A 15,751-nucleotide genomic window follows, 5' to 3' on the forward strand; every position below is an offset into this window, starting at 1 on the left:
TCTTTCCCGAATGGGGTCAGATGATGTAGGCGGCAAGCGGCGAGAAGCCGTTGAACGCCACAGATGCATAAGTGGTGGTATAGGCACCGGTTGCCTCGATCAGAACCTCGTCACCGATGGTCAAAGAGACCGGCAGGTCATACGGGGTCTTTTCATACAGCACGTCAGCCGAATCACAGGTCGGACCAGCCAGAACGCACGGGGCAACTTCGCCGCCATCGTGGATCGTGGTGATCGGATAGCGGATGGCTTCGTCCATGGTTTCGGCAAGGCCACCGAATTTACCGATATCAAGGTAAACCCAGCGCACCGGATCGTCGGCATGCTTGCGCGAAATCAGAACAACTTCGGCTTTGATCACGCCGGCATCACCCACCATGCCACGGCCCGGTTCGATAATGGTTTCGGGCATGTGATTGCCAAAGTGGTTGTGAAGCGCATCAACAATCGCCGCACCGTATGCTTCGGTTGCCGGAATGTCGCGCAGGTAACGGGTCGGGAAGCCCCCACCCATATTGACCATGCGAAGGTGAATGCCTTTTTCCGCCAGGGTACGGAAGATCGAGGATGCTTCGGAAAGGGCAGTGTCCCAGGCGTCAAGGTTGCACTGCTGCGACCCGACATGGAACGACACGCCATAGGCATCCAGACCCATGTGATGGGCATGCTGAAGAACTTCGAGCGCCATGGAAGGCGCGCAACCGAATTTGCGCGACAGCGGCCATTCTGCGCCAACGCCGTCGGTCAGAATGCGGCAGAAAACCTGCGCACCCGGTGCGACACGGGCAATTTTTTCGACTTCTTCGACGCAATCAACCGCATAAAGGCGCACACCGAGTTCAAAAGCGCGCGCAATGTCGCGTTCTTTTTTGATGGTGTTACCAAACGAAATGCGGTCGGGGCTTGCACCAGCGGCCATCGCCATTTCGATTTCCGGGACGGATGCAGTGTCAAAGTTGCTGCCAAGATCGGCAAGCAGGCTCAGAACTTCCGGTGCCGGGTTTGCTTTGACCGCATAGAAAATGCGCGAGCTCGGCAGGGCACGGGTAAAGGTCTCGTAGTTGCGCTGAACAACGTCGAGGTCAACAACAAGGCAAGGGCCTTCCGGGCGGTTCTGTGCGAGAAAATCAATAATACGCTGAGTTGCCATTGGGGCGTTCTCCCATTCCACGATATGGCAGCGTGCATGTACCTGATGCGTGTGCGCGGTGGAGGCGCAATGACGCGGACTACTTGCGTGCTGTTTAGCCCCGGGGCCAACCGGAACTGCGAAGTTAAGTCTGCCTCGCTATGGAATGGGGAGTTCCCGTTCCGCACGTGGGCAATGATGGTGTGCCTCTTTAGTGTCGGTGGATTTGGACGCCACCTGAGACCAAAAAAGCCCTACACCGTCGTTGCTTTAAGTAAGTCCGCCATTGATACAGGAGGGTTCCAGTAAGCAGGACCACCACAGGCACGTGCGACTTTGGGCAAGTCCGCGTTTACGCCCGTTGCTTTTTCGGCGCAAGTGAAATTTTCACCCGTTTTGTCATGAAACAATCGCAGGATCGTCGAAGAACTGATGACGCAACGCACAAAATGGCTCAAATGGCCGCGTTAGGGGTTTGCAAGAAATTCAGTTGGCGCATTTCGGTATGGGGCATTGCAATTTGCGCATAACCGGAACGTGAATATCAAGCCGATTGACCGTTTCCCGGCGGCGCTGTAGCCATTATTCGAAACCCGGCAGTCGCCGTGGTCATGGGGGCATTTTATGAATTGGCTGATCGCCGTTGTTTTTGTTCTGGTCTATATCGGCATGGCGCTGGGGCGGTGGCCTTGGCTTGCGATCAACCGCACCGGCATTGCCGTGTTCGGCGCGGTGATCTTGCTGATCAGTGGGGCGGTTGACCGCGATGGCGCGCTGGCGTCGATTGATTTTGCCACCCTTGCTGTGTTGCTGACATTGATGGTGCTGTCGTCACAATATGCGGCAAGTGGCTTTTTTGACTGGATCGGGCATCGGATCACCGCGCTCAAATGCGGGCCGGGCGGGTTGCTGGCCGGGGTGATTGTCATGTGCGGGCTGTTATCGGCCTTTCTGACCAATGATGTTGTGGTTTGGGCGGTGACGCCGGTTTTGATCACCGGGGTGATGGCCCGCGGACTTGATCCCAAACCATATGTGATTGCGGTGGCGTGTGCGGCCAATGCCGGATCGGCAGCCACCCTGATCGGTAATCCGCAGAACCTGATGATTGCCGAGTTTGGCAATCTTGATTTTATCGGCTTTGTTCTGGCCTGTGCTGTGCCCGCACTTCTTGCACTTGGCGTGGTCTATGTCGTGATTTTGCGAAGCCCCTTGATGCGCGGGCAAACAGGTGCTGCCGGGGTAGGGGAAATTGCAAATGCGCGATCAGTTGATCAACCGGTTCACCCGCTTGATAAAACAATCCTGACCAAGGCGGTTTTGGCGACCATCGCCGTGATCACGATTTTTGTCTTTGTTGAAGACCGTGCGCTTTGGTCGCTTCTGGTGGTGGGGGCCTTGCTGCTCAGTCGTCGCCTGTCGACCGATCAGGTTCTGGGGCGGGTCGACTGGCATTTGCTGGCCCTGTTTTGCGGGTTGTTTATCGTCACCGGCGCGATGGCGCAGAATGACGTGATTGCCAGCCTGTTTCGCGATGTTCTGATCACGTTGCAAATCCATCATCCGGGTGTTCTGGCCGGGGTGTCGCTGGCCGGGTCAAATACGATTGGCAATGTGCCGCTGGTGATGATGTTGCTCTCACTCGGCCCGGAATGGCGCACGGAAATGTTGCATGCGCTGGCGATTTTTTCGACATTGTCCGGCAACTTCCTGATTGTTGGCTCGGTTGCCAATATTATTGCCGTTGAACAGGCCGCAAAGGCCGGAACGGTGATTTCGTTTATCGATTATGCGCGCCTTGGCGTGCCCGTTACATTGATCAGTCTGGCGCTGTCGCTGGGTTGGGTCATCCTGATTTCATAGGAAACATCATGTCCAATATCAAAATTACCGCCGGTCCCTTCACCTTTGATGCGGTGCTCGAAATCGAAAAGGCACCGCATACCTGCAAGGCGTTCCTCGATCGCATGCCGTTTGAAAGCAAGGCGGTCCATGTCCGCTGGAGCGGTGAGGGGGTGTGGATGCCGCTCGGCGATTATCAGTTCGGTGTTGATTATGAAAACCACACCAGCTTCCCGGCACCCGGCCAGATCATCCTCTATCCCGGCGGCATCAGTGAAACCGAAATCCTGCTGGCCTATGGCGGGGTGCATTTCGCATCCAAGGTCGGCCAGCTTGCCGGCAACCATTTCATCACGGTGACCAGCAATCTCGAAGACCTTGAAAAGCTTGGCAAGATGACGCTGTGGGAAGGCGCGCAGTCAATCCGGTTTGAACTGGCGTAATCACCGCAACTGTGATCGGGCACACTTTCAAGTGTGTCCGGATTGGCCTAGAAGGCGAACCACCATCCAATAAGTGCAGGCGGGCGTGCCGTGTTTGAGACGATTAATCTGTGGATTCAGGATCATCAGGATCTGGTCTATATCCTGATCTTCACCTATTGCGTCAGCAAATCCAGCATCCTGCCGGTATTTGCCGGGATGCTGGTAGCGGCCGAAAGCCTGATGATTGTGCCAGCTGTCACATCAATGATCGCGGGTGGGCTTGTTGGCGATGTGTTGCGCTTTGGGTTAGCTCGCAAATACGGCGATGCGATTGTCCGCAAGCTGCCCAAATCCCTGTCCGACTGGATGGGCAAAACCCTGCGATTGTTTGAGCATTATGGTGTCGCCTATATCCTGCTGTGTCGCTATCCGCATGGGGTGCGATCGTTTGGGGTGTTCCCGGTCGGCATGAGTTCGATGTCGTTTATCCGTTTCCTGCCGCTCAGCATCGCCTCAGTCCTGCTTTGGGTCGGGCTTTATTACGGGCTTGGCCATAGCCTGGGGGCGGGGATGTCCGAACTGGTTGAACAAAACCTTGCGATGCTCAGCCCGATCTTGCTGATCGTGTTTCTTGTGCTGGGCTGGTTTGCGCTCCGCCGGATTGATCGGCTGGAGCAACAGGCCGAACGCGCTATTAAGTAATCCAACGAAAAACGGCAGCATCGAAATCGAATGCTGCCGTTTTTGTCTTTGCGATAGGTGGGCTGCTTATTCAGCAGCAATCGTCTTGCCGTCTTTTTCAAGCATCTCGCCCTGTTTGCGCTTGGCAAGAATTTCGCGCGCCTTGGCGTAGCTCTCATCGTGCCAGAAGATCAGGCAGCCATTGCAACCCCGGCCACAGCAGCCCTTGGTGCCAACACGCGGGGTGCGGAAGGAGCGTTCCTTCTGACGATCATCAAGGGCGGTCTGAAGCGCTTCGCGTTTCGCGTCATAGCGTTCTTCGTTGCCTTTGCCCATCTCGATCTTGTGGCCTTCCTGATCAAGTTTCAGGCGTTGCCACTCGTCTTCCGAAAGCGCCTTTTCCTTGCGCACGATGGTCATCGGCAGGATTTCGCGTTTCAGGAATTCCGGGTCTTCCTGTTCAAACAGGCTGAACGGAAGGCGGATGCGCGGATGGGTATTGGCATGCACCGCTTCGCCGACCTTGCCGGTTTTGGCATCGATGAATTCATACATGCGGATGAAGATCGTCTGGCGCGTACGCGGCGGCACGATTTCGATCACATCGCCGGGCAACATGCGGTTTTTGACCGACATGATAAAGGCGTCGTCTTCGACTTCCTCGATCATTCCGGCAAATTCCCAATCCGACACATTGGTGTTGCTGTCATAGCCATGTGCGTAGTTGGTCAGGCGCCCGTCATGGAAGGCCAGCGTGTAACCGCGGTTCGGGATGGTCGCCAGTTCCTTCATGTATTCTTCGGCCGACCAGTTTTCCGGATCCTTGTACCAGTCATCAATCGCCATGCGGTATGCACGGGCAACGAGACCGGCGTAATACGGGCTTTTGCCGCGGCCTTCGACCTTGAGGCTGTCGACACCGATTTTCAGGTAATCCTCAAGCTTCGGCATGATGCACAGATCGCGCGAGTTCAGGATGTACGATCCGCGCTCGTCTTCCTGAATTTCCATCAGCTCGCCCGGACGCATGTCTTCTTCGAGGAAGAAGTCAAACATTTCCAAGTTTTCCTCGGTCAGTTTGAGTTCCTTGACCGTGCCGTCCTTAAGCTTCATGTGGACTTTGTATTTCCAGCGGCAGCTGTTGGCACATGCCCCCTGGTTCGCCCCACGTTCGGCCATGAAGTTCGACAGCAGGCAGCGACCGGAATAGGTCATGCACATCGAGCCATGCACGAATGCCTCGATCTTGATGTCCTGGCATTTTTCGCGGATTTCGGTCAGTTCCTCATAGGAAACTTCACGCCCGAGAACGACCAGCTTGGCTCCGATGCTCTGCCAGAATTTGACACTCTGCCAGGAACATACGTTTGCCTGTGTCGAGACATGCAAATCAAGTTCTGGCGCATGTTCGCGGACAAACATGAACACACCCGGATCGGCAACGATCAGGCCATCCGGGCGGACCTTGCGCACGGTATCGACATATTCCGGAAGCTTGTCGATGTCCTTATTATGCGAAAACAGGTTCAGTGTGAGGTAAACGCGCACACCATGGCTGTGGGCAAAGTCGATGCCCTCGACCACGTCATCGAGTGACATCTGGCTTTTAACGCGCAGCGACAGGTCCGGCGTGCCCATGTAAACGGCGTCTGCTCCATAGAGCACAGCAACTTTCAGCTTTTCGAGCGAGCCTGCGGGCATCAGCAATTCGGAACGGCGCGATTGATTACTCATCACTTGCGGGTCTTTTCTTTTGGTCGTCTGCGGGAAATCTCTCTGGCGCGGCTTCTATCACAGCCTGCTGCCTGTGCCGATTAAAATCGCATATTTCACAAGCCTTGCATAGCTATGGCCGTGATGATCTGCCATGCCGGACTTGCAGGGCGCCAAGCAAAACACCCCCGCCAAGGGGCAGGGGTGTTTGGAATCGTTTCAAAGTTTGGCTTACTTGACCTTCTTGATCTCGCCGCTTTCGATCTTGGCCCAGTATTGTTTGACCTCCCCGCGCACCACCGGCATCAGGAAATAAAGGCCGATGATATTGGGGATCGCCATGGCAAAGATCATGGAATCCGAGAAATCAATCACGGGACCGAGGCTCATGGACGCACCGACGATCACGCACAGGCAGAAGAACAGTTTGAAAATGATCTCCTTGCCCTTGCCTTCACCGACCAGATAGGTCCAGCTTTTAAGCCCGTAATAGGACCAAGACAGCATGGTCGAAAAGGCAAACAGCACAACCGCCAGTGCAAGGATCAGCGGGAACCATGTAAAGGCCGATGCAAACGCGGCCGAGGTCAGCTCAACCCCGGTCAGACCAGAATTCAACTCGCCACTGATGGTGATCACAAGGGCGGTCATGGTGCAGATCACCACCGTATCAATGAACGGTTCAAGAAGGGCGACATAACCCTCTGTCACCGGTTCCTTGGTGCGAACGGCTGCGTGGGCGATGGCGGCTGAGCCAATGCCGGCCTCGTTCGAGAAGGCTGCACGTTTGAAGCCCTGGATCAATGCACCGATCACACCGCCGGCAACACCGGCACCGGTAAAGGCACCGACAAAAATCTGGGCAAAGGCATCACCGACCATGGTGATGTTCGACAGGATAATGATCATGCCGGCGGTGACGTAAATCACGGCCATAAGTGGCACGATCTTTTCGGTCACCTTGGCGATGGATTTGATGCCGCCAATGATCACGACGCCAACAATGATTGCCATGACTAGGCCAAAGAGCCAGCCCGATCCGGCCAAAAAGCTGTTTTCCCCGCCTGTGACATTGACTACCTGCTGGAAGGCCTGATTGGCCTGAAACATATTGCCGCCGCCAACAGCGCCACCAATACAACAGATCGAAAAAACCACGGCCAAGACCTTGCCCAATCCCGGTTTGCCTTTTTCAGCCATGCCCTTGGACAGGTAATACATCGGGCCCCCCGAAACGCGCCCGTCGTCATATTCGTTACGGTATTTAACGCCCAGCGTACATTCTGTGAATTTCGATGCCATGCCCAAAAGTCCGGCCAGGATCATCCAGAATGTTGCCCCCGGTCCGCCAATGGAAACGGCGACTGCGACACCGGCAATATTGCCAAGCCCGACCGTGCCCGAAAGGGCGGTGGCAAGGGCCTGAAAGTGCGAAACTTCACCGGCATCTTCGGGGTGGGAATAGTCGCCCTTGACCAGCGCAATGGCATGGCCAAATCGACGGAACTGAACAAAGCCGAAATAAAGCGTGAAAATGGTGGCGGCAACAACAAGCCAGCCGACAATAAGGGGAAATTCTGTGCCGGCAATCGGCACGGAATAGAACATGGTGCCGGCAATCACGTTAGAAATCGGTGCGATCGCCTGATTGATTCTTTCATCAAGGCCGACTTCCTGCGCAAGTGCGATTTGCGGCAGGGTGGCCGATATCATTGCAACGGCGCTGGCCGCTGCTGTCTTTTTCCAGAACATGATGGTTCTCCGGTTTAACTTCGTGATTGCCTTACGGAACGACAGTGACCGGAACAGGCGATGCCTGAACCAGGGTAAGCGGCAAACTGCCCAGCAGCCGCGCGCTCAATGTCGATCCACCCTTCCTGCCGACGATGATCTGACAGGCGCCTTTGTCTTCGGCGATCTTGCAGATCAATTCGCCGGAATGGCCGTAGCGGACTTCCGAAGTTACCGGTATTTTAAGTTTGTTAAGCGCGTCCAACGCGGGCTTGAGGGTTTCCTCCGCCCGCGACAGTTCTTCTGTTCGCCTTTGATGGCGTTCTTCAAGTTCCTGTGTCGACAGGAAGCTGTAGGGGGACCATTCAAGAACGTAAACCAGATGAATGGCGCAGCCTTCGGCTGTTGCGCGTTTGCCCGCGAATTCCACGGCACGCTGTGCTGCATCTGTTCCGTCATAGCCCACAAGAATTGGCTGATCGGTCATGTGCTTCTCCTGATCAGAGACTGAAATGTCGGATAAGACTCTCCCACTTCCTCTCGCAATACAGGTGTCGGCCTGTACCATGTCGCTTTAGGGGCAGGACCTATTAATTTGTTTCGAATGGTCGACCAAATTTGAGCGGATACGCGAAGCGAAAACGCAGGAAGATATATATCTTTCAAGTTTTTGCGACAAAGTAGCCCGTGCAAATTCGGTCGATCCGAAGGACAGTGCTTATATTTGCGAACTCCCGCGTCAAATCCCTTGAGCGGGATACCAACCCGCCCAGCGGGCTTTTCCTTGGATTTCACAAATATAAGCACTGCCATTCAAACCAAATTAATAGATCCTGCCCCTAATCCCTGACACCAGCACACGACGGTTCCCCCGAATTTCATTTCCAGCGCCAAGTGAAACGACATCGGGGAATGATACATAAAACTGAAACGAATTCGCCAAAAAGTTGATATATAAAAATAAGATGTTCTGTTTTGGCGTGTTATTTGCCGCCCAAACAAAATAAAACGCGCCGAATTTTTCGGCGCGCGCGGGAATGTTTTGTATGAACGCTTAAAAAAAGTGGGTCGACCGGATTGATCAGGCCGTTTCTGTGCCAGAAATTCCTTTGATAGGGCCGACCATTTGCAGGAAGTCGATCAAAACGCGGGCGGCAACATTGATATCCTCGGGCGTGACGGCTTCGTCGGGATGGTGGCTTAGCCCGTCGCGACACCGCACAAACAACATGCCAATGTCGCACAGGTCATGCATGGCAAGTCCGTCATGGCCAGCCCCGCTAAACAGCCGAAAGGGTTTTATGCCCTGTTCACCAATTGCCTGACCCAGCCCATCCATGATCCAGTTGGCGCACGGCACGCCTTCGGCCTCATAGGTCAGGTCGGCCGATATTTCCACACGGCGATTGGTCGCGATATTGGGCAGTGCCGACAGGATTTGTCCGCGACCATTGACCCGAACGATCCGTTCAGGTGCGCGCAGTTCGATGGTCAGATCGACATGATCGGGAATGACATTGACGGCATTCGGGCTGACTTCGATCTTGCCGACGACACCGACCATGCCATCGGTCATCGAACAGATGCCTTCTACCTGATGGATGACATCGGCGGCTGCCACCAAGGCATCGTGTCGGTCATTCATCGGGGTTGTTCCCGCATGGCTGGCCTTGCCCTGAATACGGATGCGGTGGCGTTCAATGCCGGTCAGTGCGGTAACAACGCCAACGGGCAGATCACGTTTTTCAAGAACCGGGCCCTGTTCGATATGGGTTTCGATAAAGCCCAGTACATTGGCCTTGTCACGTTTGAGGCCTGCGATATCTTCGGGCCTACAGCCAAATGCGCGCAAGGCATCGGCAACAGAGATGCCTTTATCATCGGTGGCCTCCAGCGATTTCGGGTCATGTTTGCCCGCCAGCGCCCGAGAACCGACGAGTGTTGATTGAAAGCGCGTACCTTCTTCATCGCCAAAGGCGACAATTTCGATGCCGAAGGGCAAGTCGATCCCTGATTTATTGAGTTGTTCGATCACCGCAATTGGCAGGGCAACGCCCAGCATTCCGTCATATTTTCCGCCTGAAACAACAGTGTCCTGATGGGATCCCATAATCAGGGTAGGCGCGCCATCCAGCGCCTTTTGATCACGCCCGACAATATTGCCTGCGGCGTCAATTTCACTGACAAGGCCCGCCCTGGTCATCCAATCGCGGATCAGCGGCGTGACGGCGCGGTGTTCGTCACTCAAGAACAGACGGGTAACACCCGGACCGGGTTGGCTGTGGATGGCGGCCTCTTCAAGGCGGTCAAAGATCAGTTGGCCAAGCATGGCGATTTTTGCCCTGGTTCTAGTATTGGTGAGGTTTGTCAGGCGTCGGCAGACGATCAAAGAAGTAACGGTATTCCGGGTCCTGTGTTTTGCCATACAGGCGCATCAGTTCGTGCACGGGATCAGAATGATCATCAACACGCAGATCAAGGGGCAGGCGGTTTGGCGTCATGACCTTGATCACTGCCGATGTTGTGCCACGCACATCACCCCCGGCCTTGAAACCTGCGACGAGCGCTTCGAGAATGCATTTTTCAAATGGCTCTTGTGCCTTGCGCATCATGGTGAACTTTTCACGCATGGCATCGGGTACATTGCTGTGGGCCAGCATATTTCCGGCAATCGCCAAATCACGCTCGGTGATATCGGCGGTTTCTGATCGGTTTTTATCCCCCGTCCAGACAGCCGTTTCACCAGTCTGGTCAAGGACGATCAATTGTCGCCAATTGCGACCATCGTCATCGCCGGTCAGTTTTTCTCGGACCGACTCCGCAGATTTTCCTTGTTCAAGCAGTGCCAGACCATTGATGCCGTACCAAAAATTGGTCGAGAAACCCTGTGTGGCGATGGCACCAATACCCGGCGCAATATGCGGGACAAACCCGCCAACGGCCAGATTTCCCGTTGCGCTGGCGATGCCAAGTGCATTGGTTTTCGGGTCTCTGGCGACGATTGTGAAGGTCATGTTTCCCGCCTGTCAGACAGCTTGTTGAATGTGCTGTCCTAAATTTATCATGATAAATAATTGCCGAATTCGAATTTATCATTATAAATAGGTTTTGCAACCGTGACATCCGAAAGCATCGACAACGGGTTCGGAATTCAGGAAACGTCCAATCAAAAAGAACACCTCACATACGGTGCGTTGTCGGTCGGTTCGGTATGAGCCGGGGGTAACAGGAAGGTTTCAACATGGGAGGCTTGAATGAAAAGCCTGTTTAAAGGGGTGCTTGCAGCAGCAACCCTTGCGGTTTCCGCAATCGGTTTCGGCCCGGCCGAAGCCCAGACGCCACCGGGTGTCCTGGTGGTCGGTCAGATTGCAGAGCCCAAATCACTTGATCCGGCGGCAGTGACCGCCGTGAATGATTTCCGCATTCTGATGAATGTTTATGATGGTCTGGTCCGCTACAAGGACGGCACGCTCGAAGCCGAGCCCGCCCTTGCAGAAAGCTGGACGATCTCAGATGACGGCACGGTTTACACTTTCAATCTGCGGGATGATGTGACCTTCCATGACGGCACACCATTCAATGCCGAGGCGGTCAAATACAATTTTGACCGCATGCTTGATGAAAATCATCCTGAACATGACACCGGTCCTTTCCCGCTTGCCTTCTTCTTTAGCGCGGTGGAAGAGGTCGAAGTCGTCGATGACCTGACCGTCAAGTTCCAGCTGAACGCACCTTATGCGCCGTTCCTGTCCAACCTTGCCTATCCGACCGGCCTGATTGTTTCGCCGACGGCTGTTGCGGAAAACGGGGCAGACTTTGGCCGCAGCCCGGTGGGCACCGGTCCGTTCAAATTTGCCGAATGGGAAAGCAACGCCAAGGTGGTTGTCGTACGCAACGACGATTACTGGGAAGATCCTGCCAAGCTTGAAGCAGTTGTGTTCCGTCCGATTACGGATGCTAACACCCGTGTGGCTGAATTGATGGCTGGCGGTATTGACCTGATGGTCGAAGTCCCGCCAGACAGCCTGACCCAGCTTGCGGGCGACAATAACTTCAGCGTCTATGAACAGGCAGGCCCGCACTTGTGGTTCCTGATCCTCAATCTGAAAGAAGGCCCGTTCCAGGACAAGAAAGTCCGTCAGGCGATCAACTATGCCATTGATAAAAAGGCATTGGTGGAAAACGTCCTGCAGGGGACGGCTGAAATCGCATCGGGTCCCACCCCGCCTGCCTTTGCATGGGCCTATAACGAGCAGCTCCAGCCTTATCCGCATGACGTTGAAAAGGCCAAACAGCTGATCAAGGAAGCCGGTGCCGAAGGGGCAGAAGTTACCTTCTATGTCACCGAAGGCGGCTCGGGCATGCTTGATCCGGTTCCGATGGGGGCAGCTATTCAGGCGGATCTGGCACAGGTTGGCTTGACGGTTGCAATCGAGACCTACGAATGGAACACCTTCCTTGGCAAGGTGAACCCGGGTCTTGAAGGCAAGGCGGACATGGCAGAAATGGCATGGATGACCAACGATCCCGACACCCTGCCATATCTGGCACTGCGCACCGATGCATGGCCGGACAAGGGTGGCTTCAATTCGGGGTACTATTCCAACCCGGAAGTGGACAAGCTTCTTGAAGCAGCCCGCTCTTCGACCGATCAGGCCGAACGTGCCAAGCTGTATCGCGAGATGCAGGAAATCGTCTATGACGATGCACCTTGGGCCTTTATCGCAAACTGGAAACAGAATGCGGTTTCAAGCACGATGGTGGATGGTTTCAAATTGCAGCCGTCCTTCTTCCTGCTGCTTGATGATGTCGTAAAGAACTGATCTGATACATCAATGCCGGGGCATGGCCTGCCAGCCCCGGCATTTTTGCTTTAAATCCCATTTCCCGCACATAGCCAGACGAGCCTTGCCATGCACGTCTATATTTTACGTCGATTGATCCTGATGGTGCCGGTTTTACTGGGCCTGACCGTGATCGTATTTTTGATTATGTCGATGATCCCCGGCGATCCGGCATTGGCGATCCTTGGATCCTATGCCACGCCGGATAATGTCGAGAAGTTGCGTGCCGATCTTGGTTTGGACAAAACCATGGTCGAACAATACTGGATCTGGCTGACAAATATGCTTCAGGGCGATTTCGGGCGATCCTATAGCCTGAACCGACCAGTTCTGGATGAAATCCTTGAACGGTTTGGCGCGACCCTGATCCTTGCGGGTACGTCGCTTGTTCTCTGTACCATTTTTGGCCTTTTGACCGGGGTAATTTCCGCCGTGCGTCAATATGGCTGGGCGGACAAGGCGCTGACCTTTGCGGTCCTGATTGGCATTTCCGTGCCCAGTTTCTGGCTGGGTCTTTTATTGATGATGTTCTTTGCCGTTGAATTGCGGTGGCTTCCGGTCAGCGGCATGTATGCGATTTATGGTGGTGGGGATTTGCCCGATCTGATCCGCCATTTGATTTTACCGTCGGTCACGCTTGCCGTGGTGGCAACCGGGATTATTGCCCGGTTGACCCGATCGAACATGCTTGAAGTCCTGCGTCAGGATTTCATTCGCACCGCGCGCGCCAAGGGGCTTGATGAAAACCGTGTGATTTATCGCCATGCCTTCAAGGCAGCACTGGTGAATGTCATTCCGGTGATCGGGGTGCAGGCGGGCTTTGTTCTGGGCGGGGCGGTTTATATTGAAACCGTGTTCCAGTGGCCCGGAATTGGTCGCATGCTGGTCAATGCGATTTCGACCCGTGATATCCTGCTTGTACAGGGAGGCGTGGTTCTGGTCGCGGGCAGCTATGTTCTTTTCAATCTGTTTGCCGATGTGTTGCAGCATCTGCTTGATCCGAGGGTGAAGGCATGACCAGCAACACAGCAACAGCACCGGATATCAAAGCCAAAAAGCGTTCTGCGCGGCCCTCGGCGTTTAAGCTTTTGGCGCGTAATCAGCTGGCCCTGATGGGGGCTGCGATCCTTGCCCTTGTCATCGCGCTTGTCTTGATCACGCCGATCCTTCCGCTGCCCGATCCGGATGTGACCGACCCGGCGCAACGTTTGTTGCCGCCTTTCTCGGAGGGGCATTTTCTGGGCACGGATCATTTGGGACGTGATCTCTTGTCGCGTTTGCTTTGGGGCACACGGGTCAGTCTTGCGGTCGGGATCTCGGCATCCCTGGTGGCGGCCCTGTTCGGATCGACCATCGGGATAGTGTCGGGCTATTTCGGCGGGCGGACAGACAACATCATGATGCGCGGCATCGATATGTTGATGGCCTTTCCCTATATCCTTCTGGCACTGGCGATTGTCGCAGCCCTTGGACCGGGTCTGATGAATGCGCTTTATGCGATTGCGGTCGTCAATATTCCGTTCTTTGCGCGGAACATTCGCGGTGTGACGGTGGGTATTGCGCATCGTGAATTCGTTGATGCCGCCAAGCTGTCTGGCAAGGGGCATATCCGTATCTTGGTGACGGAAATCCTGCCAAATGTCATGCCGGTGATCGTGATTACGATTTCGACCACGGTCGGCTGGATGATCCTTGAGACGGCAGGTTTGAGCTTTTTGGGGCTTGGTGCGCAGCCGCCACAGGCCGACCTTGGCTCCATGCTGGGCGAGGGGCGCAAACTGATCACGACCGCCCAGCACCTTTCGGCCATTCCCGGTGCGATGATCTTTATTCTGGTGATGAGCATCAACTTGCTGGGTGATGGCATCCGTGATGTGCTTGATCCGCGTTTGAAATCGGGCGCGCTCGCACGTCCGGCGCCCATGACCAAGATTGATCGCAGCGACGAGGGCACAGGTCATCCGGTTGACGATGACACCGTTCTGGCCGTTGACGAACTTCGCACCGAATTCGTTCTGGGAGATGACACCTACAAGGCCGTGGGTGGTGTCAGTTTCTCGGTCGGCAAGAATGAATGCGTTGGTCTGGTGGGCGAGTCCGGGTCCGGCAAATCGGTAACCGCACTTTCGCTTTTGGGGCTTGTGGCATCGCCACCCGGCACGATTGCCGGGGGCCGGGTGATGTTTGATGGCAAGGACGTGTTTGACATGTCCGAACGCGAGGTCCGCGACATTCGCGGTGGCAAGGCGGCCTATGTATTCCAGGATCCGCTTTCAACGCTGCATCCGCTGTTTTCCATTGGCGATCAGCTGGTCGAGGCGATCCGCGCCCATAACGCCATGAGCTACAAGGATGCCTGGGCCAAGGCGGTTAAGCTTTTGGGCATGGTGCGTATTCCCAACCCGGAACGCCGGGCGGAAAACTATCCCCATCAACTTTCGGGCGGTATGCGCCAGCGTGTCGGCATTGCCATGGCCCTTGCCAATGAGCCGCAACTTATCATCGCCGATGAACCGACGACGGCCCTTGATGTCACCGTGCAGGCGCAGATTTTGAAATTGATGAACAATTTGCGCACCGATCACGGGACTTCGGTCCTGTTCATCACCCATGATTTTGGTGTGGTGTCGGAAATTTGTGACCGGGTGGCGGTGATGTATGCCGGACGCATTGTTGAAATGGGCACGACCGAACAGGTTCTTGGCCATCCGGCGCATCCCTATACCAAGCGTCTGATTGACTGCGTGCCGCGTCTGGGTGAGCCGGACCGTCGCACTGCGGCTATTCCGGGATTGCCACCGGCCGTTAACAACCTGCCAGCCGGGTGTGCCTTTGCTGATCGCTGCGAACGGGCAGAGGATAAATGCCGGGTTGGTGAGATCAGCTTTGATGATTTGGGCGACGGCCATGGTGTGCGCTGTATCAAACCGATGGAGGCGGCAAATGTCTGAGACGTCTGACGTCGTTTTGCAAACCAGCGACCTTGTGCGCACCTTTGGCGGCGGCCGCACGATTTTGGGCGGGCCGAAACCCATGGTCTATGCCGTGCGCGGCATTGATGTGGCGGTGCGCAAGGGTGAAACATTGGGCATTGTCGGGGAATCAGGTTGTGGCAAGTCAACACTGGCCCGCATGCTGGTCGGGCTGGATCGCCCGACAGAGGGCAATATTACCCTGACCGGATCGGATATGAATGATCTGATCGCCCAGGATCGCCACGCCTTGTCCAAGCGCATCCAGTATGTCTTTCAGGATCCGATCAGCTCGCTTAATCCGCGCAGGCTGGTCCGTGAAACGCTGGCGGCCCCCTTGCGTCATTTGCGTGGTCTTTCGGGCGATGCGCTCGATAAGCGGATGAAGGAATTGATGGATGCGGTCAATCTGCG

At 55.2% G+C, this 15,751-nt stretch carries 13 protein-coding genes; 7 read left to right on the top strand and 6 right to left on the bottom strand.

Going from position 1 to position 15,751, the window contains the following annotated elements; translation table 11 throughout:
- Positions 1–16: 16 nt before the first annotated feature.
- Positions 17–1,150: a type III PLP-dependent enzyme gene (locus B2T33_RS09380; protein ID WP_008890144.1), complete on the bottom strand. Its 1,134-nt coding sequence runs from the start codon at positions 1,148–1,150 to the stop codon at positions 17–19.
- A 603-nt stretch (positions 1,151–1,753) separates the two neighbouring features.
- Between B2T33_RS09380 and B2T33_RS09385 the strand changes: the two genes are divergently transcribed.
- The 3 genes from B2T33_RS09385 (at position 1,754) to B2T33_RS09395 (ending at position 4,098) form a co-directional block, all read left to right on the top strand.
- A complete protein-coding gene (locus B2T33_RS09385) occupies positions 1,754–2,992 on the top strand; it encodes an SLC13 family permease (RefSeq protein ID WP_286791773.1) in 1,239 nt (412 codons plus the stop codon).
- Positions 2,993–3,000: 8 nt separating this feature from the next.
- The gene (locus B2T33_RS09390; RefSeq protein WP_008890142.1) at positions 3,001–3,414 is read left to right on the top strand and encodes a DUF3830 family protein; all 414 of its coding nucleotides are present in this window, start codon (positions 3,001–3,003) and stop codon (positions 3,412–3,414) included.
- Between the two features lie 90 nt (positions 3,415–3,504).
- Entirely contained in the window at positions 3,505–4,098 is a 594-nt protein-coding gene (locus tag B2T33_RS09395) for a DedA family protein (RefSeq protein WP_064781859.1), read from the top strand.
- Positions 4,099–4,164: 66 nt separating this feature from the next.
- On the opposite strand, the gene B2T33_RS09400 is transcribed toward B2T33_RS09395, so the two are convergent.
- The 5 genes from B2T33_RS09400 to B2T33_RS09420 form a co-directional block, all read right to left on the bottom strand.
- Positions 4,165–5,811 carry a U32 family peptidase C-terminal domain-containing protein gene (locus B2T33_RS09400; protein ID WP_008890140.1) on the bottom strand — a complete coding sequence of 549 codons (1,647 nt, stop codon included), beginning with the start codon at positions 5,809–5,811 and terminating at the stop codon, positions 4,165–4,167.
- Positions 5,812–6,021: 210 nt separating this feature from the next.
- A complete protein-coding gene (locus B2T33_RS09405) occupies positions 6,022–7,542 on the bottom strand; it encodes an alanine/glycine:cation symporter family protein (RefSeq protein ID WP_197147074.1) in 1,521 nt (506 codons plus the stop codon).
- Between the two features lie 31 nt (positions 7,543–7,573).
- A complete protein-coding gene (locus B2T33_RS09410; RefSeq protein WP_064781861.1) occupies positions 7,574–8,008 on the bottom strand; it encodes a universal stress protein in 435 nt (144 codons plus the stop codon).
- 594 nt (positions 8,009–8,602) lie between these two features.
- On the bottom strand, positions 8,603–9,850 hold the full coding sequence (locus B2T33_RS09415) for an allantoate amidohydrolase (RefSeq protein ID WP_286791779.1): 1,248 nt from the start codon (positions 9,848–9,850) through the stop codon (positions 8,603–8,605).
- Positions 9,851–9,869: 19 nt separating this feature from the next.
- Positions 9,870–10,535, bottom strand: a complete 666-nt coding sequence (locus B2T33_RS09420) for a DUF1028 domain-containing protein (protein ID WP_197147076.1) — start codon at positions 10,533–10,535, stop codon at positions 9,870–9,872.
- A 240-nt stretch (positions 10,536–10,775) separates the two neighbouring features.
- On the opposite strand from B2T33_RS09420, the gene B2T33_RS09425 reads away from it, so the two are divergent.
- The 4 genes from B2T33_RS09425 to B2T33_RS09440 all read left to right on the top strand — a co-directional run.
- A complete protein-coding gene (locus tag B2T33_RS09425) occupies positions 10,776–12,344 on the top strand; it encodes an ABC transporter substrate-binding protein (RefSeq protein WP_286791782.1) in 1,569 nt (522 codons plus the stop codon).
- Positions 12,345–12,434: 90 nt separating this feature from the next.
- Positions 12,435–13,382 (top strand): ABC transporter permease, encoded by a 948-nt coding sequence (locus tag B2T33_RS09430; protein WP_062955687.1) that lies wholly within the window; start codon positions 12,435–12,437, stop codon positions 13,380–13,382.
- The gene (locus B2T33_RS09435; protein ID WP_197147078.1) at positions 13,379–15,316 is read left to right on the top strand and encodes a dipeptide/oligopeptide/nickel ABC transporter permease/ATP-binding protein; all 1,938 of its coding nucleotides are present in this window, start codon (positions 13,379–13,381) and stop codon (positions 15,314–15,316) included. The genes B2T33_RS09430 and B2T33_RS09435 overlap by 4 nt, the downstream gene beginning before the upstream one ends.
- Positions 15,309–15,751: ATP-binding cassette domain-containing protein (locus B2T33_RS09440; protein WP_286791786.1), on the top strand; the 443-nt coding region annotated here is incomplete at its 3' end. The genes B2T33_RS09435 and B2T33_RS09440, both read left to right, overlap by 8 nt.

Origin of the sequence: Thalassospira sp. UBA4513, assembly GCF_002388495.1 — a bacterium.
Taxonomy (GTDB): Bacteria; Pseudomonadota; Alphaproteobacteria; order Rhodospirillales; family Thalassospiraceae; genus Thalassospira; species Thalassospira tepidiphila.